The following is a 21,912-nucleotide window of genomic DNA, read 5'->3' as shown; positions in this document are numbered from 1 at the left end:
GATACGCTGGGTTCCACCAGGATGGACCCGGTGGAGTGGTGCCGTGGGCAGGGTCGGGTCACAAGCGCTGCGGAGGTCGTGATGACAGCTCACCCGGCGTGGTGGACAGGCGAGAAGACCGCCGACGGCGTGCTGGGCGGCCGGCGGACAGCGGCCCTGGCCCCACTGCCCCCCTCGGGCCGGCTCCCCTTCGCCGCCCTGGCGCGGCAGCCGTCCGCCGAGCCGCGCGAGGACCGGCAGGCCCCCGACTCCGGTGACGACCCGGGCGCGGACGCCGCGGGATTCGTGACCTTCCCCCTGGCCAACGCCCCCGAGTCGCCCGGCGCCGCGCGCGGCCTCACCCGCACGACGCTGCACGGCTGGGGTCTTCATGAGCTGGCCGACGACGCCTCGGTGGTCGTCTCGGAGCTGGTGACCAACGCCCTGCGGTACGGCGTTCCCCCCGAGGGACAGCGCCGCCCGCTGCCGCCCGCCACCACCGAGCAACCGTTTCTGTTGAGCCTGGTCCACTACGGCGGGTCCGTGCTCTGCGCGGTCTTCGATCCGGGGGCCGAGGTCCCGGTGGTGCGGGAGCCGGACTTCCTCCGCGAGTCGGGGCGCGGCCTGCACGTGCTGCAGTCGCTCTCCGAGAGCTGGGGGTGGACCACGCCCGACCGGCACGGCAAGGCGGTCTGGGCGCTGCTGCAGTCGGGGCGGGAGACGGAGTCGGGGCAGGAGCCGGTCGCCGGCTCGCCGCTCGGGCCGGCCGACGCCGAGTGGGAGCCGCTGACCCGGCTGCTGCTCCTGCTGGAGCTGCTGAGCGGCCCGTCGTGGCTGAAGGCCCTGGGCGCCTCGGCCCGGGGCCCGCTCGGCGGCGGCGAGCACGCGGACTGAGGCGCACGCGGGGCGAAGCGGGCGAATCGTTCTTCCGCTCTGGCCCGCCGGGCCGCCGGCGCTACCCGGGCATGGCGGTCCCGTGCGGTCCAGTGCGGTCCCGTGGTTATCCTCTTCTCTTGTTTCCAAACGACGCCAGCGCCGACGCCGTGAAGGCGTAGCGGCACCGCCCGGATACGCGGCGGCCACCGGGCGGCTTCTGGCCGGTCGGCAGGCGGACGCCGCGACGTCGCGTGACCGGGACATGCTCTGGCGAGCACATCGAGCCACCGGATGGGGAGAAGACCAGACGATGCCGCGGCAAGAGACCACCAGCGTGCTGCGGCGGCTCCCGTGGCGGGGGATCCTCACGCTGCTGCCGCTGGCCGGCGTCGCCTGGTGGGTGGTGGCCAACCGGTCGGTGATCGGCGAGGGTCTCCGGCAGGCCCTCGCCGCCGACGGGACCTGGCTGCTGGCGGCGGTCGGCTGCACCGCGCTGGGCTTCGTCGCGGTGTCCTTCGCGCGGCAGGGCACGGTCCTGGAGCGGCTGCCGGCCGGGCGGCTGCTGGTGACGCAGTTCGCCGCCGGGGCCGCCAACCACCTGCTGCCCGCCGGGATAGGCGGCGGCGCGGTCAACATCCGGTTCATGGCCCGCTGCGGCCTGCCGCCCGCCCGCTACTCGGCTGCGCTCGCCCTGTACTTCCTCGCCGAGGGCGTCTCGCGCGTGGCGCTGCTGCTGGCGCTCCTCCTCGCCTTCCCCGAGGCGCTGCGGCTCCAGGCGCTGCTGCCGGACCGGGTCGGGCTGCCGCTGGTGGCGGCGGGCGCGGCGGTGGTGGCCGTCGCGGCGGTGGCCGTGACGCTGGCGATACGCCGGGTGAGGCGGGCGATACGCACCTTCCTCGGCACGGCGTTGCGGGACGTCCGCGCCGTGCACGCGCGGCCCTCGCGGGTGCTGGCGCTGTGGGGCGGCTCACTGGCGTTTCCCGCGCTCCAGGCCGCCGGGCTGGTGGCGGTCGCGCTGTCGCTGGAGCTGGGAGTGCCCGTGGGGCACGTCGTGCTGGCCTACCTGGCCTCCTCGGTGGTGGCCGCCGCGGTCCCCACCCCCGGCGGCTTCGGCTCGGTGGAGGCCTCGCTCGTCGTCGCGCTGGTCGCCACCGGCGCGAACGTGGCGGCGGCCACCGCGACCGTGCTGGCGTACCGGGTCATCACGGTGTGGCTGCCGCTGCTGCCCGGCGCGCTGGTGCTGGGCGCGCTGGTGCGGCGGGGCATCGTCTGACGCCCCGCCGCGCGATTCGCACGGTCCCCGCGCGGGTCCCTACTGGCCCACCAGGCCGGGCTGGAGCGTCTTGGTGAAGAGCACCGCCCCGCCGACCTCCCGCAGCCGGACCGTCATCTCGCCGCCGTCGCCGTCGATCTCGACCTCGCCGTAGAACTGGTAGCCCTCGGCCGGGGAGACGTTGGCGCGCGTCGGCGCCTTGACGAAGACCCGCTCCGGGCCGAAGGTGGCGTCCAGCTCGCTGGCGGGGAAGGCCCCGGCGTTCAGCGGCCCGGTCACGAACTCCCAGAACGGCGCGAAGTCGGTGAACGCCGCCCGCGCCGGGTCGTAGTGCTGCGCGGAGGTGTGGTGCACGTCCGCGGTCAGCCACACCGTGCCGGTGATGCGGCGGTGCTTGACGAAGCGCAGCAGCTCGGCGATCTGCAGCTCGCGGCCGAGCGGCGCGCCGGGGTCGGCGTTGGCGACGGCCTCGAAGTCGGTCTCGCCGTCCGCGACCACCAGACCGAGCGGCATGTCGGCGGCGATGATCTTCCACATCGCCCGCGAGCGCGCCAGGCCGGCCTTGAGCCATTCCAGCTGCTCGCGGCCGAGGATGCCGACGGGGTCGGAGGCCTGGTCGTTGGGGGAGTTGGCGTTGCGGTGGGTGCGCATGTCGAGCACGAAGACGTCGAGCAGCGGGCCGTGGCGCACCACGCGGTGGACGCGGCCGTCGCGCGGCAGCGGGAAGTACTCGGTGAACGCCTGGCGGGCACGGGCGGCCAGCACGTCCGCCGACTGCTCGGTGTAGCGGCTGTCGCCCAGGATCTCGCCCGGGTACCAGTTGTTGGTCACCTCGTGGTCGTCCCACTGCACGATGGAGGGCACCTGGGCGTTGAAGCGGCGCAGGTTCGCGTCGAGCAGGTTGTAGCGGAAGTTGCCCCGGTACTCGGCGAGGGTCTCGGCCACCTTCGCCTTCTCGGCGGTGGTGACGTTGTGCCACACCCGGCCGTCGGGCAGGGTGACGCTGCCGGTGAGCGGCCCGTCGGCGTAGATGGTGTCGCCGCTGAAGAGGAAGAAGTCCGGGTCCAGCAGGCGCATTTCCTCGAAGGCGCGGTAGCCGCCGATGTCCGGGTTGATGCCCCAGCCCTGCCCGGCGAGGTCGCCGGACCACACCAGGCGCACGCCGTCGCCGCGCCGGGCGGGGGCGGTGCGGAAGGTGCCGGTCACCGGCTCGCCGGTGCGGCGGGGGTCGTCGGGGTCGGCCAGCAGCACCCGGTAGTGGATCTGCTCCCCGGGCGGCAGCCCGAAGAGCGGTGTCGTGCCGGTGAGGTCGCTGCCGGGGGTGAGCAGCGGGCCGGGGAAGCGGCGCGTGGTGCGGAACGACTCGGTGGCCGAGGTCTCCACGATCATGCGGGCGGGGCGGTCGGAGCGTACCCACACCAGCCCGGAGGAGGCGGTGACGTCCCCGGCCTGCACGCCCCAGCGGGCCTGCGGGCGCCCGGAGAGCGCCAGCGCGGGGGCGGCGCCCGTCAGCGCGGGCAGCGCCGGCAGCGTCAGCCCCGCCGAGGCGAGGACGCCGCCGCGCAGCAGGGACCGCCGCCGCACGGGGCCCGGTTTCCCTCCGGGTCCTCCTGATCCGCTCGCCGTCGCCATCGCGTACCTCCTTGGCTGGATATGCTCGAACTGTGGAACGGGCCGCAGCATGGCCCGTCAACCGGAACGCCCGGCAAACGGGGAGCCAACGTTGCCGCCCGGCGGCCGGCGGCGGGCGGCGGCGCGCCCGGCGGTAGGCTCGGGTACGCCGATGGTTCGCCCGGCTCCCGCGCCCGCGGGGGGCGGGCGAGGCAACAGGGAACCCGGTGCGAATCCGGGACTGCCCCGCAGCGGTGAGCGGGAACGACCGCCGTCATCAGGCACTGGGCGCGCATGCGCCTGGGAAGCGACGGCCAGTAGGTTCCGCCGGTCCGGCCCGACGGACCGGCGAACGCCCGCGAGTCCGAATACCTGCCGTCGGTGCGCGCGCCGCCGGTGCGCGCCACAAGGTTTCGGGCCTCGCGGGTGGGTCCGTGCGCGCATGCCGCCGCGCCGTTACGCCGTGGCGGCGGCCGTCGCATGCCACCCTCGGTGCTCGGGGCCTTGCAGGTCAGCGAGCTCGCGAGGAGAGAGCTGTGATCGACAACCCCACCCGCCCCACCGACCCCGCCATCGGATCGACCGTCCTCGGCTACCCCCGGATCGGCCCCCGCCGGGAGCTGAAGCGCGCCGTGGAGCGCTACTGGGCCGGCCGCCTGAGCGCCGAGGAGCTCGCCGCGGCGGGCCGCGAGCTGCGCGCGCGGACCTGGACCGAGCTGGCCGGCAGCGGCCTGACCTCGGTGCCCGGCAACACCTTCTCCCTCTACGACCAGGTGCTGGACACCGCCGTCATGGTGGACGCCGTGCCGCCGCGCTTCCGCGCGCTCGGCCTGCCGCCCCTGGACACCTACTTCGCGATGGCGCGCGGCCGGGGGGACCGCGAGGGCCACGAGGACGTCGTGCCGCTGGAGATGACGAAGTGGTTCGACACCAACTACCACTACATCGTCCCGGAGCTGGGCCCCGGCACCGCCTTCGCGCCGGCCGGAGAGGCAGCCGGGGACCAGGACGTCAAGCCGGTGTCCGAGTACCGGGAGGCGGCGGCGCTGGGCGTGGAGACCCGGCCGGTGCTGCTGGGCCCGGTGACGTTCCTGCTGCTGTCCAAGCCCGCGCCCGGAGCGCCCGCAGGCTTCGCGCCCCTGGACCTGCTCGACCCGCTGCTGGAGTGCTACGCCGAGGTGCTGCGGCGGCTGGCCGCGGCCGGCGCCGCGTGGGTGCAACTCGACGAGCCCGCCTTCGCCGCCGACCGGACGGGTGCCGAGCTGGCCGCGCTGCGCCGCGCCTACGAGCGGCTGGCGGCGGCCCCGGACCGTCCCCGCCTGCTCGTGGCCGGGTACTTCGGCGACCTGGGCCCCGCCCTGCCGGTGCTGGCCGACAGCGCCGTGGAGGCGATCGCCGTGGACCTGGTGGCCGGGCCGGAGGCCGCCCGCGAGATCCCCGCGCTGCCGGGCCTGCGACGCAAGACGCTGGTGGCCGGCGTGGTCGACGGCCGCAACGTGTGGCGCGCCGACCTGCCGGCCGCCGCCGCGACCTGCGCCAGCCTGCTGGGCTCCGTCGGCTCGCTGGCGGTGTCCACCTCCTGCTCGCTGCTGCACGTGCCCTACGACCTGGACGCCGAGACCGGCCCCGACCCGCGGCTGCGCGAGCGGCTGGCGTTCGCCCGCCAGAAGGTGGCGGAGGTGGTGCTGCTGGGCGAGGCGCTGCGCGCGCACGACCCGGCGGTCACCGGGCGGCTGGCGGAGGCCGGCGAGGCGGTGCGGCGCGGCCGGGCGTCGGCGCGCCGCGACGACCGGGTCCGGGCGCGGATCGCGGCGCTGCGGCCGCACCACCGGCGGCGCGCCCCGTACGCCGAGCGGGCACGCGCCCAGGACGAGCGGCTGGGGCTGCCGCCGCTGGCGACCACCACCATCGGCTCGTTCCCGCAGACCGACCAGGTGCGCCGGGCCCGGGGCGAGCTGCGCGCGGGGCGGCTGGACGAGGCGGGCTACACGCGGCGGATGCGGGGCGAGATCGAGCGGGTCATCGCGCTTCAGGAACGCCTGGGCCTGGACGTGCTGGTGCACGGCGAGCCGGAGCGCAGCGACATGGTGCAGTACTTCGCCGAGCGCCTGGAGGGCTTCGCCGCCACCGAGCACGGCTGGGTGCAGTCCTACGGCTCGCGGTGCGTGCGCCCGCCGATCCTCCACGGCGACGTGGCGCGCACCGGCCCGATGACGGTGGAGTGGAGCGCGTACGCCCAGTCGCTGACGAGCCGTCCGGTGAAGGGCATGCTGACCGGGCCGGTGACGATACTGGCCTGGTCCTTCGTCCGCGACGACCAGCCGCCGGCCGCCACCGCCGACCAGGTGGCGCTGGCGCTGCGCGACGAGGTGCGCGACCTGGAGGCGGCGGGCATCCGGATCGTGCAGGTGGACGAGCCGGCGCTGCGCGAGCTGCTGCCGCTGCGGGCAGCCGACCGGCCCGGGTACCTGCGGTGGGCGCTCGACGCCTTCCGGCTGGCGACCGCGGGAGCGGCCGACGCCACGCAGATCCACACCCACATGTGCTACGCGGAGTTCGGCGACGTGATCGCGGCGATCGACGGCCTGGACGCCGACGTGACGACGATCGAGGCGGCCCGCTCCCGCATGGCGGTGCTGGGCGACCTGCGCGCCGCCGGCTTCGGGCGCGGCGTGGGGCCGGGCGTGTACGACATCCACTCGCCCCGCGTGCCCAGCGAGGACGAGGTGGCCGAGGCGCTGGCGGCGGCGGTGCGGACCGTGCCGGCCGAGCGGCTGTGGGTCAACCCGGACTGCGGCCTGAAGACGCGCGGCTACGAGGAGGTGGAGCCGGCGCTGCGCCACATGGTGGCGGCGGCGCGGCGGGCGCGGGTGGCCGCCCGCGGCTGAGCCCCGCGCAATTCGTCCCATCCGGCGCCGGGCGCACGATCCGGCGCCGGATTCGTCTCGGTGTGGTCTCGCCATTCGGCGGCGGGTCGTCGGATTATGACGGACGGGCGTAATAGCCGTCAGAGCCCGTCTGGCGTCGCTCCGGCGACATCTTCCCCCCTCACGGGATAACGGCCTCTGAACCGGTGGCGCGACACCCGATCGCGGGTGTGGAGGTAAGAGGAACATAGATGGGAGGTCGCGCGATGATGTGGTGGCTCGTCGCCACAATCGGCGTGAATCCCCCGGCAATTGGCGCCTCAGACGCCAGTTCGGGCCTGTGATCTCTCCCACAGTGAGGGCCTGGGGGGCAAATCCGGAGTTTCGCTTTCATGACAGGTCTATGTCGCCCGCATTGCGGCAGCCCGCGGCGGGTAGATAAAAGACCAGCGTGTCCTGGTGAAGCGGCGATTCGACCGTTCTGGCGTCCGTGAGGGGGCGCGGCCACCGCACGCGAGCCTCGCGAATTTGACCGCATGGAAAAGCAGCTACTTTACTGCTTCCTGCTAATTCGGTTATATGATCCAGCGGTCGGGAGTGTTCATGCCGATGCCGGTGTCCACGCGGTCCGGTCTGGTCGTCGCGGTCAACCCCGTGCACCGCCCCTCGCCACGTCTCACAGTGGCCGCCGCGCGAGCCGGGGCGCTCGGCATACTGGAGCTTCCCACCGGCGACGAACGGCGCGTCGCTGACTGCCTGGACGTCACCAGCCGCTGGTCCTCACTGCCGTTCGGGGTGCGCGTACGCCCCGGCTGCCCGGTCACCGCCTCCTCGCTGCCCGCCCTGGCGGACACCGTGCTGCTCGCCGACCCGGGCCGCTCCCCCGCCGAGTTCGGCGAACGCCGCGTGCTGGCCGAGGTCACCGACCTGCCCGGTGCCCGCCGTGCCGCGCGCGGCGGCGCCGCGGGCCTGGTCGTGCGCGGCGCCGAAGCCGGAGGCGCCGTCGGCGAGTTGAGCACCTTCGTCCTGCTGCAGCGCGTCCTCGCCGACCCGGAGCTGGCGGAGCTCGCGCTGCCGGTCTGGGCCTGGGGCGGCATAGGTCCCCGCACGGCCGCCGCCGCCGTCGCCGGAGGCGCCGCCGGCGTGGTGCTCGACACCCAGCTCGCGCTCTACGACGCGGCGGGCCTGCCGTTCGAGATCACCGAGGCGCTCTCCGGGCTCGACGGCTCCGAGACCGTGCTCCACCACGGCGTTCGCGTGCTGCGCCGCCGAGGCCCGGGCGCGCCCGGGCTGCCGCGCGACCGCGCCGAGTTCCTGGCGTTTCTCGCCTCGGCGGCCGGCGAAGGCGGCGGCGAGCCGGGGACGGGCCTCCCGCCCGTCCTGCCGGTCGGGCAGGACGCCTTCCTCGCCTCCTGGTTCGCCCGCCGCTGGCCCTCGGTGGCCGAGGCCGTCAAGGGCGTCGCCGCCGCCATCACCGAGGCCGTCGAGGAGGAGACGCCCGCCGCCGCGCTCGCCCCCGGCTCCCCCGCGGCCAGGGCGCTGGGGACCGCGCTGCCCATCGCCCAGGGCCCGATGACCCGGGTCAGCGACCAGCCCGAGTTCGCCGCGGCCGTCGCCGGCGCCGGCGCCCTGCCGTTCCTCGCGCTCGCGCTGTCCTCCGCCGAGCAGACGCGCTCGCTGCTCACCCGCACCCGGCAGGAGCTGGGCGACGCGCCGTGGGGAGTGGGCATCCTCGGCTTCGCCGACGAGGAGATCAGGGCCGCCCAGCTGGCCGCCGTGCGCGAGCTGAAGCCCTCCCACGCGATCATCGCGGGCGGCCGCCCGGCCCAGGCCGCCGCGCTGGAGGCCGAGGGCATCACCGCCTTCCTGCACGTCCCCTCCCCCGGCCTGCTGCGGCAGTTCCTCGCCGCCGGGGCCCGCCGCTTCGTCTTCGAGGGCGCCGAGTGCGGCGGCCACGTCGGGCCGCGCCACAGCTTCCCACTGTGGGAGGCCCAGGTCGCCGAGCTGCTGGCGTTCGCCGAAGAGCAGGGCCCCGAGGCGGCCGCCTCGCTCACCGTGCTCTTCGCGGGCGGCATCCACGACGAGCGCTCCGCCGCCATGGTGGCCGCGCTCGCCGCCCCGCTCACCCGCGCCGGGGCCGGCGTTGGCGTGCTGATGGGCACGGCGTACCTCTTCACGGAGGAGGCGGTGCGGGCCGGCGCGATCCAGCCGCTGTTCCAGCGCCAGATCCTGGCCACCGACCGCACCGAGCTGCTCACCACCGCCCCCGGGCACGCCACCCGCTGCGCGGCCAGCCCCTTCACCGAGGACTTCGCCCGGCTCAAGGCGGAGCTGCGCGAGCGCGGCCTGCCCGAGCGCGAGGCGTGGGAGCGGCTCGAGCGGTTCAACGTCGGCAGGCTGCGGCTGGCCAGCAAGGGCATCGAGCGGGTGGGCGACGAGCTGCGGGAGGTCGGCGAGGAACGGCAGGCCGGCGAGGGCATGTTCATGGCCGGGGACGTCGTGGTGCTGCGTGAGCGGGTCACCACGATCGCCGCCCTCCACGACGCGGTCTCGGCCGGGGCCGCCGGATGGCTGCGCGAGCGGGCCGCCGCGCTGCGCGCCGAGCTGGCGAACGCCGGCTCCGCCCGCCACGCCGGGCCGCCCGCCCCCGAGCCGCTGCGCATCGCGGTCGTCGGCATGGCCGGCATGTTCCCCGGCGCGCCCGACCTGTCGGCGTTCTGGGCCAACATCCTCACCGGCCGGGACTGCGTCACCGAGGTCCCCGCCCACCGCTGGGACCCCGAGCTGTACTTCGCGCCCGACGGCGAGGGCGAGCACACCCCCTCCCGCTGGGGCGGCTTCCTGCCCGAGATCCCCTTCGACCCGCTGCGCTACGGCATCCCGCCGGCCTCGCTCGGCGCCATAGAGCCCGTGCAGCTCCTGGCGTTGGAGGCCGCCCGCCGCGCGCTGGCCGACGCGGGCTGCGACGCGCCGGGCACCGACCACTCCCGCACCTCGGTCGTCTTCGGCGCCGAGGCCGGCAGCGACCTGTCCAACGCCTCCGCGCTGCGCACCGTGCTGCCCGCCTACACCGGCGCGCTGCCGCCGGCCCTCGACGAGCAGCTGCCGAGGCTGACCGAGGACTCCTTCCCCGGCATGCTCGCCAACGTCATCGCCGGCCGCATCGCCAACCGGCTCAACCTCGGCGGCGCCAACTACACGGTGGACGCCGCCTGCGCCTCCTCCCTCACCGCCGTCGACGTGGCGTGCAAGGAGCTGGCGCTGGGCACCAGCGACCTGGTGCTGTGCGGCGGCGCCGACCTGCACAACGGCATCAACGACTACCTCCTCTTCTCCTCCGTGCACGCCCTGTCCCCCACCGGCCGCTCGGCCACCTTCGACGAGACGGCCGACGGCATCGCGCTCGGGGAGGGCGTGGCCTGCGTCGCGTTGAAGCGGCTGGCCGACGCCGAGCGCGACGGCGACCGGATCTACGCCGTCATCGACGGCGTCGGCAGCGCCAGCGACGGCCGCGCCCTGGGCCTGACGGCGCCGCGCCCCGAGGGCCAGCGCGCCGCCCTGACCCGGGCGTTCGCCAACGCCGGCGTCTCGCCCGCGCAGATCGGGCTCATCGAGGCCCACGGCACCGGCACCGTCGTCGGCGACCGCACCGAACTCACCACCCTCACCGAGGTGTTCACCGAGGCCGGCGCGGCGCCGGGCTCCTGCGTGGTCGGCTCGGTGAAGTCGCAGATCGGCCACACCAAGTGCGCCGCGGGCCTGGCGGGGCTGATCAAGGCGACGCTCTCGCTCTACCACGGAGTCAAGCCGCCGACGCTGCACCTGTCGCGCCCCAACGCCGCCTGGCAGGCCGACCGCAGCCCCTTCGCGTTCCACACCGCCGCCCGCCCCTGGGTTGCCGAGCCGGCCGAGCGCGTCGCGGGCGTGAGCGCCTTCGGCTTCGGCGGCACCAACTTCCACGTGGTGCTGCGCGCCCACGACCAAGCCCCGGCCGCGCACGCGCTCGACGAGTGGCCGGTGGAGCTGTTCACCTTCCGGGGCACGGACGAGACCGCCGCCCGCCGTGCCGTGCGCGCCCTCGCCGAGCTGATGACGCGGGCCGAGGCCGACGGCCGGCGGTGGCGGCTGCGCGACTACGCCCGTGCCGCCGCCCGCCGCAGCGACCTGGCCGCCGGGCGCGGGGAGCCGGTGCGGATCGCCGTGCTCGCCGGGAGCCTGGCCGAGCTGGCGGAGCTGCTGGACCGGGCCGCGGCGGGCGAGCACGACCCCGGCGCCGGGCTCTACGCCGCCGAGCCGGACGGCAGCGACGGTGCGGCGCGCGGCAAGCTGGCGTTCCTCTTCCCCGGCCAGGGCAGCCAGCGGCCCGGCATGCTCGCCGAGTTGTTCGTGCTCTTCCCCGAGCTGCGGCGCCACCTCCGCGAGGGCGCCCGGTGGGCCGAGGCGCTCTACCCGCCGGCCGCGTTCGACGAGGAGTCCGCGGCCGCGCAACTCGCCCGCATCACCGACACCGCCGTGGCCCAGCCCGCGCTCGGCATCGTCGAGCTGGCCGCCGCCGAGCTGCTGACGCGGCTCGGGGTCCGCCCGGACATGGCCGGCGGGCACAGCTACGGCGAGCTGGTGGCGCTCGGCGTCGCCGGCTGTCTGACGCCCCGCGAGGTGCTGGCCGCCTCCGCCGCCCGCGCCGAGGCGATCCTCGGCCAGGTGCGGGACGCGGGCGACCCCGGCGCCATGGCCGCCGTCACCGCCGCCCCCGAACGGGTGGACGAGGTGCTGCGGCTGGCCGGCCTGGACGGCGACGTCGTCACCGCCAACCGCAACTCCCCCAGCCAGACCGTGATCTCGGGCCCGGCCGGCGCGGTGACCGCCGCCGTCGGCCGCCTGAGGGACAACGGCCTCGCCGCCCGGCCGCTCACCGTCGCCTGCGCCTTCCACAGCCCGCTCGTGGCCGGGGCGGGCAAGGAGTTCGCCGCCGCGCTCGACGCGCTCGACGTGCGGCCGCCCGGCTTCCCCGTGTGGGCCAACAGCACCGCCGAGCCGTACCCGGCCGACGCCGAGGGAGTGCGCGCCCGCCTCGCCGAGCAGATCGGCGCGCCCGTGCGGTTCGCCGAGGAGATCGAGGCCATGTACGCCGCGGGTGCCCGGGTCTTCCTCGAGGTGGGGCCGGGCAAGGTGCTCAGCGGACTGGTCTCGGCCGTGCTCGACGGCCGCCCGCACCGCGTGATCCGGCTGGAGGGCCGGCCCGGTGAGGGGCCGCGGGGCCTCCTCGCGGCCGTGGCCCAGCTCGCCGTCGCCGGCGTGGACCTGCGTACCGGACCGCTCTTCACCAGCCGCCAGGCTCACGACCCGGAGACCGCCACGGCGGCCACGCTCGCCGCCTCCCCCGCCGGGTGGACCGTGGACGGCCAGCTCGTCCGGCGCGCCGACGGCACCATCCCGCCCAACGCACTGCACCCCGCCCGCCGCATCGCCCCGGAGCTCATCGTGCCCGACACCCCCACTCCCACGCCGACCCCCACCGCCCCGTCCCCGTACCCGTCCGGCCCCGACGCGCTGATCGCCGAGTTCCTGCGCTCGAGCCGGGAGATGATCGCCGCGCAGCGCGACGTGCTGCTGGGCTACCTCGGGGCCGCGCCCGGCGCGCCCGCGGCGCCGGCCCACACGCCGGTGCCCCTGCCGCAGGCCCCCCAGGAGCCATGGGGCGCCGCTCCGGCCCTGGCGCCGGGCGCGCCTGCCCCGGCCCCGACGGCGGAGGCGGCGGCCCCCGCACCGGCCCCGGCACCGGCGCCCGAACCGGCCACGGCCGGGCCGGCGCTGGACCGGGAGGGTGTCCTCGCCTCCGTGCTGGAGGTGGTGGCCGACCGCACCGGCTACCCGGTGGAGATGATCGAGCCCGACCTCGACCTGGAGGCCGACCTCAGCGTCGACTCCATCAAGCGCGCCGAGATCGCCGGCGAGCTCGCCACCCGGCTCGGGCTGCCCATGGCGGCCGGGGCGGACCTCGACGAGCTGAGCACCGCCCGCACCGCTGACACCATCACCGAGCTGCTGCTCGCCCACGTCGGCGGCGCGGACGCGGCGCGCCCGGAGACCGAGCACGCCGACAGCGGCACCGACGCCGAGGCCGCGGCCGGGACCGACACCGGGGCCGGGGCCATGGGCGGGACCACGGACGCAACGACCGCCGAGGGCAGCGTGGTGCCGCCGCAGCGCCTGGAGTTCGCCGAGACCGAGCTCCCCGCTCCCGCCGCCGCGCCCGCCCCCGGCACCGCCGTGCTGCTGCTCGGCGGCGCCGAGCCCACCGCCGCCGCCCTCGCCGAGCGGCTGCGCGCCGCCGGGCTGCGCGCCGAGACCGCCCCGGCGGACGCCGTCGAGGCGAACGCCACCGTGCTCTACCTGGGCGCGCTCGACGCCGAGGAGCCCCCGCTGCCCGAGGCGTTCGAGCTCTTCAAGGCCGTGCTAGCGGCCGGGCCCCGACGCCTGCTCGCCGTCGAACGCCGCACCACCGGCCCCGTCACCGGCCTGCGCGGCTTCTTCCGCTCCGTCGCCCGTGAACACCCCGGCACGGCCGCGACCCTGATCGAGGTGGGCCCCGACGAGGGCCCGGAGGCGCTGGCCGGCGCCGTGCTGGCCGAACTCGCCGCCGCCCCCGCCGACTCCGAACCCGTGGTGCTGGCCGACGGCGGGCGGCGCCGCGCGCTCACCCTGGCCCTCACCGGCCTCGGCCCGCTCGCCGCCACCGGCGCCGGCCCCGCGGGCGACGGCGCGGCCGAGGCCGCCGCGGCCGGCCTGGACCGCGACTCCGTGGTGCTGCTGGTCGGCGGCGCGCGCGGCATCACCGCCCGCTTCGCCCGTACCCTCGCCGCTGCCGCCCGCTGCCGCGTCGAACTGCTGGGCCGCACCCCGCTGTCCGCCGGGCCCGAGGACCCCGCCACGGCGTCGATCCCCGACCGGGCCGGGCTGCGCGCCGCGCTCGCCGCCTCGCGCGCCCCCGGCCTGGAGACCCCCGCGGCGGTCGAGCGCGCCGTCTCCGCGCTGCTGGCCGAGCGCGAGGTCCGCGGCACGCTCCAGGCGCTGCGCGACCTCGGCAGCCCCGTGCGGTACCACGCGGGCGACGTGCTCGACGCCGAGGCGCTCCGCGGTGTGGTCAAGGACATCCACGCCGAACACGGCCGCCTCGACGGCGTGGTGTACGCGGCCGGGGTGATCGAGGACAAGCTGATCGCCGAGAAGACGACCGACTCCTTCCGCCGCGTCTTCGCCACCAAGGTGGCGGGCGCCCAGGTGCTGCTCGACGCGGTGAACGCGCTGCCCGCCGGCTCCCGGCCCCGGTTCGCGGTGCTCTTCGGCAGCATCGCCGCCGCGCTGGGCAACCGCGGCCAGTCCGACTACGCCGCCGCCAACGACGCGCTGGAGGAGCTGGGCCGCCGCTGGTCGGCGCCGGAGGAGGGCCGTCGTGGCGTCACCGTGCACTGGGGCCCGTGGGCCGCGGCCGAGGCCGGCGGCGGCATGGTCACGCCCGAGCTGATGCGCTCCTACGTCGCGCGCGGCATCAAGCTGATCGACCCCGAGGAGGGCCCGCTCGCCCTGCTGCGCGAGCTCGCCTGGGGCGACCCCACGGTCCACTCGGTGGTCTACACGGCGTCCGGCTGGTGAGCCGTGCCATGAGCGAGCGAGGAGAGGCATCGCGCACACCGGTGGCCATCGTCGGCATGGCCGCGTTCTTCCCGGGCTCGCGGGACCTGGCGGGCTACTGGCGCACCATCGTCGACGGGGTCGACGCCATCACCGAGGTACCGGCCGGGCGCTGGGACGCGGAGTTCTACGCCCCCGACGGGCCGCGGCGCGCCGACCGGATGTACTGCCGCCGGGGCGGCTTCGTCGACGCGGACGCCGAGTTCGACCTGGCCCGCTTCGGCATCATGCCCGCCTCCGTGCCCGGCACGGAGCCCGACCAGCTCATCGCCCTGCACGTGGCGCACGAGTCGCTGGCGGACGCGGGCGGCGACGCGGCGCTGCCGGCCGACCGGCAGCGGGTCGGCGTCGTCCTGGGCCGGGGCGGCTACCTCACGCCCGGCCTGGTCCGCCTCGACCAGCGGGTCCGCACCGCCAACCAGCTCACCCGCACGCTGCGGGAGCTGCTGCCGGAGCTGCCGGAGGAGCGGGTGGAGGCGGTGCGCGCCGCGTTCGCCGAGCGACTCGGCCCGGAGCGGCCCGAGTCGGCGATCGGCCTGGTGCCCAACCTCGCCGCCTCGCGGGTCGCCAACCGCCTCGACCTGCGCGGCCCGGCGTACACGGTGGACGCCGCCTGCGCCTCCGCGCTGGTGGCCGTGGACCACGCCGTGCGCGAGCTGGACGCGGGCCGCTGCGACCTCGTGCTGGCCGGCGGCGTTCACCACTGCCACGACATCACGCTGTGGAGCGTCTTCAGCCAGCTCGGCGCCCTCTCGCCGAGTGAACGCATCCGGCCGCTGGACCGGGGCGCCGACGGCGTGCTCATCGGCGAGGGCACCGGCGTGGTGGTGCTGAAGCGGCTGGCGGACGCCGAGCGCGACGGCGACCGGATCTACGCCGTGGTCGCCGGCACCGGCGTGGCCAGCGACGGCCGCGGCGCCAGCCTGCTCAACCCCGACCCGGCCGGGCAGCTGCGGGCGGTGCGGCAGGCGTGGGACGCGGCGGGCCTCGACCCGCGGGCGCCGGACGCCATTGGGCTGCTGGAGGCGCACGGCACCGCCACCCCGGCCGGCGACAGGGCCGAACTCGCCACCGTCGCCGAGGCGTTCGGGCCCGGCGGGCGGGGCGCGTCGCGGGCGGCGATCGGCTCGGTGAAGTCGATGATCGGCCACACCATGCCCGCCGCCGGCATCGCCGGGATGATCAAGACCGCGCTCGCGCTCCACCACGGCGTGCTGCCGCCCACGCTGCACTGCGAGGACCCCAGCCCCGCGCTGGAGGCCACCCGCTTCGCGCCGCTGGCGGCGGCCCGGCCCTGGCAGGGCCCTGAGCGCGCGGGCGTCAACGCCTTCGGCTTCGGCGGCATCAACGCCCACGTGGTGCTGGAACGCCCCGCGTCCGCCGCCCGCCCTGCGCGCCGCCACGCGGTCACGGTGACGGAGCCGGAGCGGGTGCTGCGGCTGGCCGCGCCCGACCCGGCCGGGCTCGCCGCGCTGCTGGACCGCCCCGACGCGGAGGTGCTGGCCGCCTCGCGGGACGAGCGGGAGCTGGTGGGGGCGGACGAGCCCGCCCGGCTCGGCATCGTCGACCCGACGCCGCGGCGGCTGACGCTGGGCCGCAAGGCGGTGGCGCGCGGCGCGGCCTGGCGCGGGCGCGGCGAGGTGTGGTTCAGCCCGCGCCCGCTGCTGGGGCCCGCGGGCGGGGGCCTCACGGCGTTCGTCTTCCCCGGCCTCGAGGCGGAGTTCGACCCGCGCGTGGCGGAGCTGGCCGCGCACTTCGGCCTGCCCTGGTCGGCCGGGGGCGACGCCAGGGTCGGGGACGTCGGCCGCCACGGCACGGCCGTCTTCGAGCTCGGCAGGCTGCTGGACACCGCGCTGCGGCGGGTCGGCGTGCGGCCCGACGCGGTCGCCGGGCACAGCGTCGGCGAGTGGACCGCGATGGCATGCGGCGGCTTCCACTCCCCCGAGGAGGTCGACGCCTTCCTCGCGGACTTCGACCCGGACGCGCTGCGCGTGCCCGGTGCGGTCTTCGCCGTGCTCGGGATGCCCGCCGACCAGGTGACGGCGGAGCTCGCCGGGCGCGAGGATGTCGTCCTCTCCCACGACAACGCGCCGAACCAGTCGATGGTCTGCGGCCCGCAGGACGCGGTCGGCGACCTGGTGGCGCGGATGCGCGAGCGCGGCGTGATCAGCCAGGTGCTGCCGTTCCGGTCCGGCTTCCACACGCCGATGCTGGCCCCCTATCTCGACCCGATCCGGCGGGCGGCGGAGGGCTACACGCTGCACCGCCCCACGGTCCCCGTCTGGTCGGCGACGACGGCCGCGCCCTACCCCGAGGACGCGGACGCGGTGCGCGAGCTGTTCGTGCGCCACCTGCTGGAGCCGGTGCGGTTCCGGCTGATGATCTCCGCCATGTACGAGGCGGGCCACCGCGCGTTCGTCCAGCTCGGCGCGGGCCAGCTCGGCTCGCTGATCGGCGACACGCTGTCCGGGCGCGAGCACCTGGTGGTCTCCGCCCACGCGGGCACGCGCGACAGCCTGGCGCAGCTCCGCCGCGTCGTCACGGCCCTGTGGGTGGACGGCGCGGAGCCCGACGCCGCCCCGCTGCTCGCCTCCGGCGGCCGCCGGGCCGAGCCCCGCCGGCCCCGCCTGCCCGTGCGTCTGGACCTGGACGGCGCGCTGGTGTCGCTGCCGGAGACCGCGCGGGTGGCCGCCGTCGGCGGCTCCGCCGCCACGGCACCGGCCGGGGGCGTGGGTGCGACCGGTGTCCGGCCGCACCCGGCGCGCGCGTTCCCGGCCCGCGGAGCCCCCGCGTGGGCCCCGGCCGCCGCCGCCCCGCATGACACCCGCGGCCCGGCGGGCCCGCCGGCGCCCGCACCGGGCAGGACCGCGCATCCGGCCCGCGTCCCCGCAACCGGCGCCGCCGCCACGGGAGACCGGGACACCGTCTCGGGCGCACTCGCCGACGGCACGTCCACGGCGGCCCACGCCCCTCCGGCCGCCGACGGGCGGGCCCCGCGCCCGGCCACGCCCGCACAGGCGGGCGCCGCCCACCCACCGGCAGGGCCCACCACGGCGACGGACATGGACACGGACACGGCGGCGACCACCCGAGGCCCCGCCCACCATCCGGCCTCAGCCGTCGGAGCGCCGAACGCACCGCACCCCGCGACAGTCCAGGGCCACCGCGGCGGGACCGTGGCCCCCGCCGAGGGCTCGCACCCGGCAGGCGTGGGCGTCGGGCGGGCGCACGCGGGCCCGGGCGGCTCGCCGGGTGCCGTCGGGCCCGTGCGCGGGGACGCCGCCGCGGCGCTCGCGCGCCTCGCGCAGGCGGCCGGCGGACACCCCGTCGCCGCCGAGTTGTCGGCGTTGCTGAGCGACACTGCCGCCGTGGCCGCCGAGTTGATCGGCGCGGCGGCGAAGGCGGGGCCGGCGGCACGGCCGCGCCCGGCCGCGCCGCCACCCCCGGCCCTCCGGGTGCCCGGCCCGCCGCCGAGCGTGCTGCGCGTCGACGTCGCCGCGATGCCCTACCTCCTCGACCACTGCTTCTTCCGGCAGCGGCCGGGCTGGCCCGACGACGCCGACCGGTGGCCGGTGGTGCCCGCCACCACCGTGATCGCGCACCTGATGGAGATCGCCGAGCGCGCCGCCCACGGCCTGCGCGCGGTCGCCCTGCGCGAGGTGCGGCTGCTGAAGTGGATCGCGGCCATGCCCGCCGTGGACGTCCCCGTCACCGTCGCCCGCCCGGCGCCCGACCGGGTCGAGGTGAGCCTGAACGGCTCGGCCCGCGCCGTGGTCGAGATGGCGCCCGGTTACGCCGCCCCGCCCGCGCCCTGGCGTTTCGACCCGGCGGGCGAGCGCGTGCCGGAGATGACGGCCGACCGGCTCTACGGCGAGCGGTGGATGTTCCACGGCCCCCGATTCCAGGGCGTCAGCGAGCTGACGGCCATCGGCGAGCGGCACGTGCGCGGCGTCATCACCGCGCCGGAGGCGCCCGGCGCGCTGCTGGACAACGCCGGGCAGCTCCTCGGCTACTGGATCATGGCGACGCTCACCGAGCGGACCACGGTCTTCCCCATGCGGATGGACCGCATCCGCTTCCACGGCCCCCACCCGCGCCCCGGCGCGCGCGTGGCGTGCCTGGTCCGGATCACCGGCGTCACCGACGAGACCCTCGTCGCGGACGTGCAGCTGGTGCACTCCGGCCGGGTGTGGGCGGAGATCACCGGCTGGGCGGACCGGCGTTTCGACACCGACCCGGGCATCCGGAAGGTCGACCGCTACCCCGGCGCGCACACGCTCTCCGCCCGCCATCCCGAGGGCTGGACCGTGGTGCACGAGCGCTGGCCCGACCTGGCGACCCGCGAGCTGATCATGCGGAACATGCTCGGCGGCGGCGAGCGCGCCGCGTACGAGGCGCTGCCGCCGGTCCGCCGCCGCCAGTGGCTGCTGGGGCGGATCGCCGCGAAGGACGCCGTGCGCGACCTGCTGTGGCGGGAGAACGGCCGCGAGGACATCTACCCGGCCGAGCTCGCGGTGGGCAACGACGAGGCGGGCAGGCCGTTCGTGCGCGGGGTGCACGGGCGCCGGACGGGCGAGCTGACGGTGTCGATAGCGCACCGCGCCGAGGCGGGCGTGGCGATCGCCCGGCGCGGCGGCGGGCCGTGCGGCATCGACATCGAGGAGATCGCCGACCGGCCGCGCGCGACGCTTCGGGCCGCATGCGGCGCCGGGGAGCTCGCGCTGCTCGACCGCCTCGCGGCCGGGAACGGCGGCGGGGGCCAGGACACGGGGCTGTGGTTCACGCGCTTCTGGGCGGCGAAGGAGGCCGTGGCGAAGGCGCGCGGCACCGGACTCAGGGGCCGCCCGGCCGACTACCGGGTGGCCGACGCACCGCCGCACGAGCGGGGCGGTGCGCTGCGGGTCGCGGTCGGGAACGAGTCGTACCTCGTGCGGCTGCGACAGGTGGCCAACCCGCCCACGCTGCCCGAGCGGCGGTACGTGGTCGCGTGGACGGCCAGCGAGAGGGAGGAAGAGGAAAGGCGACATGACTACTGACACACGTACGGGGAGCACCGCCGGCCTGGTCGCCGACGGGGCCGCCGTCCTGGCGGACCTGTCGCGCATGCTGCGCGAACTGCTGGAGGACTACGGCCTCGACGACGCCGAGATCGGCAGGGAGACCACCTTCCACGGCGACCTGGAGCTGGAGAGCATCGACCTGGTGACGCTCTCGGGGAAGCTGCGCGATCACTACGGCGACCGCGTCAACTTCGCGGCGTTCGTCGCCGGTCTCGAACTCGACGAGATCATCGGACTGACCGTGGGCGAGCTGGTCGACTACGTCGTCGCCTCGCTGCGCGCGGGCGAGGCGGGCTGAGCGATGACCGTGATCAACACCGGCGCGATCACCACCCACGTGCAGCGGCTGGACGCCCAGCGCACCGGCGCGGAGGGCGAGGGCGTGGCCGAGGGCGAGCCGCCGGTCGTCGTCTTCGTGCACGGCCTGCTGACCGACAGCCTCGCCAGCTACTACTTCACGCTCGGCCCGGCGTTCGCCGCCGAGGGCATCGACGTGATCATGTACGACCTGCGCGGTCACGGCCGCAGCGACCGCCCGGCCACCGGCTACCGGCTGGAGTGCTTCGTCGAGGACCTCACCGGCCTGCTGGACGCGCTGGGCGAGCGCCGCCCGGTGCACGTGGTGGGCAACTCCTTCGGCGGCACCATCGCCGTCGCGTTCGCCGCCTGGCATCCCGAGCGGGTCGCGACCGTGACCATGATCGAGTCCGAGCCGCCGGTCGCGGCCTGGAGCCGGCACATCGCCGAGGGCCTGGCCGACGCCCGCGAACGCCTCCGCCACGAGGACGCCATCGCCTGGATCGCGGAGCACCACGGCGCCCACACCGCCAAGCTCTCGCGCGCCGCCGGCCGCATCCTGCAGACGACCCCGCTGGCGCAGGAGGTGCCCGCCGGCCGCCTCATCGACGACGACCTCAGCGCCCTGGACCGCCCGCTGCTGGCGATCTACGGCGACCAGACGGGGCTCTTCGAGCAGGCGCCGGAACTGGAGGCGAAGGTGGCCCAGTGCCGCACCGTGGTCATGCACGACCAGGGGCACTCGGTCCTGGTGGAGCGGACCGCCGAGACGCGGGACCTCATCCTCGGTTGGGTACGCGAGCACACCCTGGTGGGGGCCTGACCGGATGGGGCGCGTGAGGCGTTTTCTCTTCGTCGTGCCCCCGCTGGTCGGGCATGTCAACCCGCTGCTCGGGGTGGCCGATGAGCTGACCGGCCGGGGGCACGAGGTGGCGTGGGCCGGGCATGCGGAGCTGATCCGGCGGCAGGCGGGCGACGGGGCGCGGGCGTTCGACTGCGCGGTGCCCGGCGGCGAGCTGCGCCGGCCCCCGGGGCTGACCGGGCCGGAGGCCTTCCGGTTCCTGTGGGAGGAGTTCTTCGTCCCGCTGGCCGAGGCGATGGCGCCGGGGGTCGAGGCGGCGATCGACGCCTTCCGGCCCGACGTGGTGGTCTCCGACATGCACGCACTCGCGGGCGCGCTGGTGGCCGAACGCCGCGGCGTGCCGTGCGTCACCTCCGCCAGCACCTCCGCGGAGCTGGTCGACCCCCTGGCCGCCATGCCGAAGGTGGCCATGTGGGTGGAGGGCCTGCTCGCGGGCCTGCGGGAACGCGTCGGCGACCCCGACTCGGAGGCGGGCGACCCCCGCTTCCCGCCGCACGGCACGATCGCCTTCACCGGGCGGGCGCTGCTGGGCGACGCGGAGCTGACCGTGCCCGAGGAGCAGGTGCGGCTGGTCGGCCCCGCGATCGCCCCGGGCGCGCGCCGCAAGGTGGCCGGGGGCGGGGGCGGGTCGGACGACTTCCCCTGGGAGTGGCTGGACCCGGCGCGGCGCGCGGTGCTCGTCACCCTCGGCACGGCCAACGCCGATGCCGGCGGCCGCTTCCTGGCCGAGGCGGTCGCGGCGCTGGCGGGGCTGGGAGAGACGGTGCAGGGCGTGGTCGTCGATCCCGGCCGCACCTTCGACGCGGCGGGCGTCGCGGTGCCGCCCGGCGTCCTGGTGCGCGAGCACGTGCCCCAGCTGGAGCTTCTCGAACGGGTGGCCGCCGTGGTCTGCCACGCCGGGCACAACACCGTCTGCGAGGCGCTGTGGCACGGCGTGCCGCTGGTGATGGCGCCGATACGGGACGACCAGCCGATCGTCGCCGGGCTGGTGGTGGACGCGGGCGCGGGCGTGCGGGTCCGCTTCAACCGGGTGGACGCGGCCAGGCTCCGCGCCGCCATCGGGGCCGTGCTCGACCCGTCGGGCGGGCACCGGGCGGCGGCCGGGGCGATCGGCCGCTCGTTCCGCGCGGCGGGCGGGGCCGCCGCCGCGGCGGACCACCTCGACCGGGTGGCCGGGCGCGCCGCGGCCCCGCCCGCCAAGTCCGGGCGATGACGAAGTATTTCGCAGCTTTGCCGGAGTATTTCAGGAAGGGCGCCCGTCAACTGTGACTTATCCGACCCGCCGAGGCCACCCGTGGCGTCTGGATGGGCCCTGGCCAGTGTGGCATTGTGCGCGGGAAACGTGACTCATAGGGTCATCGGAGTTTGGGCACGGCGTCAGTGGCAAGCCCTCAG

The 21,912-nt window shown here is 76.6% G+C and carries 9 protein-coding genes and 1 riboswitch; of the genes, 8 read left to right on the top strand and 1 reads right to left on the bottom strand.

What is annotated here, in order from left to right; translation table 11 throughout:
* The first annotated feature begins 81 nt into the window (after nucleotides 1-81).
* Nucleotides 82-873 carry an ATP-binding protein gene (locus tag ACTWQH_RS00275; protein ID WP_443284194.1) on the top strand — a complete coding sequence of 264 codons (792 nt, stop codon included), beginning with the start codon at nucleotides 82-84 and terminating at the stop codon, nucleotides 871-873.
* 292 nt (nucleotides 874-1,165) lie between these two features.
* Nucleotides 1,166-2,128, top strand: coding sequence for a lysylphosphatidylglycerol synthase transmembrane domain-containing protein (locus ACTWQH_RS00270; RefSeq protein WP_443284193.1), 963 nt, complete (start codon nucleotides 1,166-1,168; stop codon nucleotides 2,126-2,128).
* Nucleotides 2,129-2,167: 39 nt separating this feature from the next.
* On the opposite strand, the gene ACTWQH_RS00265 is transcribed toward ACTWQH_RS00270, so the two are convergent.
* Nucleotides 2,168-3,760 carry an alkaline phosphatase D family protein gene (locus ACTWQH_RS00265; RefSeq protein ID WP_443284192.1) on the bottom strand — a complete coding sequence of 531 codons (1,593 nt, stop codon included), beginning with the start codon at nucleotides 3,758-3,760 and terminating at the stop codon, nucleotides 2,168-2,170.
* Between the two features lie 135 nt (nucleotides 3,761-3,895).
* A riboswitch (cobalamin riboswitch) is annotated at nucleotides 3,896-4,133 on the top strand.
* A gap of 142 nt (nucleotides 4,134-4,275) precedes the next feature.
* On the opposite strand from ACTWQH_RS00265, the gene metE reads away from it, so the two are divergent.
* The 6 genes from metE (at nucleotide 4,276) to ACTWQH_RS00235 (ending at nucleotide 21,730) form a co-directional block, all read left to right on the top strand.
* Nucleotides 4,276-6,627 (top strand): 5-methyltetrahydropteroyltriglutamate--homocysteine S-methyltransferase, encoded by a 2,352-nt coding sequence (metE, locus tag ACTWQH_RS00260; protein ID WP_443284191.1) that lies wholly within the window; start codon nucleotides 4,276-4,278, stop codon nucleotides 6,625-6,627.
* Nucleotides 6,628-7,215: 588 nt separating this feature from the next.
* Nucleotides 7,216-14,259: an SDR family NAD(P)-dependent oxidoreductase gene (locus ACTWQH_RS00255; protein ID WP_443284436.1), complete on the top strand. Its 7,044-nt coding sequence runs from the start codon at nucleotides 7,216-7,218 to the stop codon at nucleotides 14,257-14,259.
* An 8-nt stretch (nucleotides 14,260-14,267) separates the two neighbouring features.
* On the top strand, nucleotides 14,268-19,334 hold the full coding sequence (locus ACTWQH_RS00250) for a beta-ketoacyl synthase N-terminal-like domain-containing protein (protein WP_443284190.1): 5,067 nt from the start codon (nucleotides 14,268-14,270) through the stop codon (nucleotides 19,332-19,334).
* A complete protein-coding gene (locus ACTWQH_RS00245; protein ID WP_443284189.1) occupies nucleotides 19,324-19,656 on the top strand; it encodes an acyl carrier protein in 333 nt (110 codons plus the stop codon). Before ACTWQH_RS00250 ends, ACTWQH_RS00245 begins: the two co-directional genes overlap by 11 nt.
* Before the next feature lie 3 nt (nucleotides 19,657-19,659).
* Nucleotides 19,660-20,478 carry an alpha/beta fold hydrolase gene (locus ACTWQH_RS00240; RefSeq protein ID WP_443284188.1) on the top strand — a complete coding sequence of 273 codons (819 nt, stop codon included), beginning with the start codon at nucleotides 19,660-19,662 and terminating at the stop codon, nucleotides 20,476-20,478.
* A 13-nt stretch (nucleotides 20,479-20,491) separates the two neighbouring features.
* A complete protein-coding gene (locus ACTWQH_RS00235; protein WP_443284187.1) occupies nucleotides 20,492-21,730 on the top strand; it encodes a glycosyltransferase in 1,239 nt (412 codons plus the stop codon).
* Nucleotides 21,731-21,912: the final 182 nt, after the last annotated feature.

This window comes from Streptomyces sp. 6N223 (assembly GCF_052246635.1).
In the GTDB taxonomy this organism is placed as follows: domain Bacteria; phylum Actinomycetota; class Actinomycetes; order Streptomycetales; family Streptomycetaceae; genus Streptomyces.
The sequence above is the reverse complement of the archived record's forward strand: the minus strand, read 5'-3'. Positions and strand labels throughout refer to the sequence as shown.

Excerpts from the sequence above, each read along its gene's own strand:
- ACTWQH_RS00275 (WP_443284194.1), top strand. The coding sequence starts at position 82 with ATGACAGCTCACCCGGCGTGGTGGACAGGCGAGAAGACCGCCGACGGC.
- ACTWQH_RS00270 (WP_443284193.1), top strand. The coding sequence starts at position 1,166 with ATGCCGCGGCAAGAGACCACCAGCGTGCTGCGGCGGCTCCCGTGGCGG.
- ACTWQH_RS00265 (WP_443284192.1), bottom strand. The coding sequence starts at position 3,760 with ATGGCGACGGCGAGCGGATCAGGAGGACCCGGAGGGAAACCGGGCCCC.
- ACTWQH_RS00255 (WP_443284436.1), top strand. The coding sequence starts at position 7,216 with ATGCCGGTGTCCACGCGGTCCGGTCTGGTCGTCGCGGTCAACCCCGTG.
- ACTWQH_RS00250 (WP_443284190.1), top strand. The coding sequence starts at position 14,268 with ATGAGCGAGCGAGGAGAGGCATCGCGCACACCGGTGGCCATCGTCGGC.
- ACTWQH_RS00245 (WP_443284189.1), top strand. The coding sequence starts at position 19,324 with ATGACTACTGACACACGTACGGGGAGCACCGCCGGCCTGGTCGCCGAC.
- ACTWQH_RS00240 (WP_443284188.1), top strand. The coding sequence starts at position 19,660 with ATGACCGTGATCAACACCGGCGCGATCACCACCCACGTGCAGCGGCTG.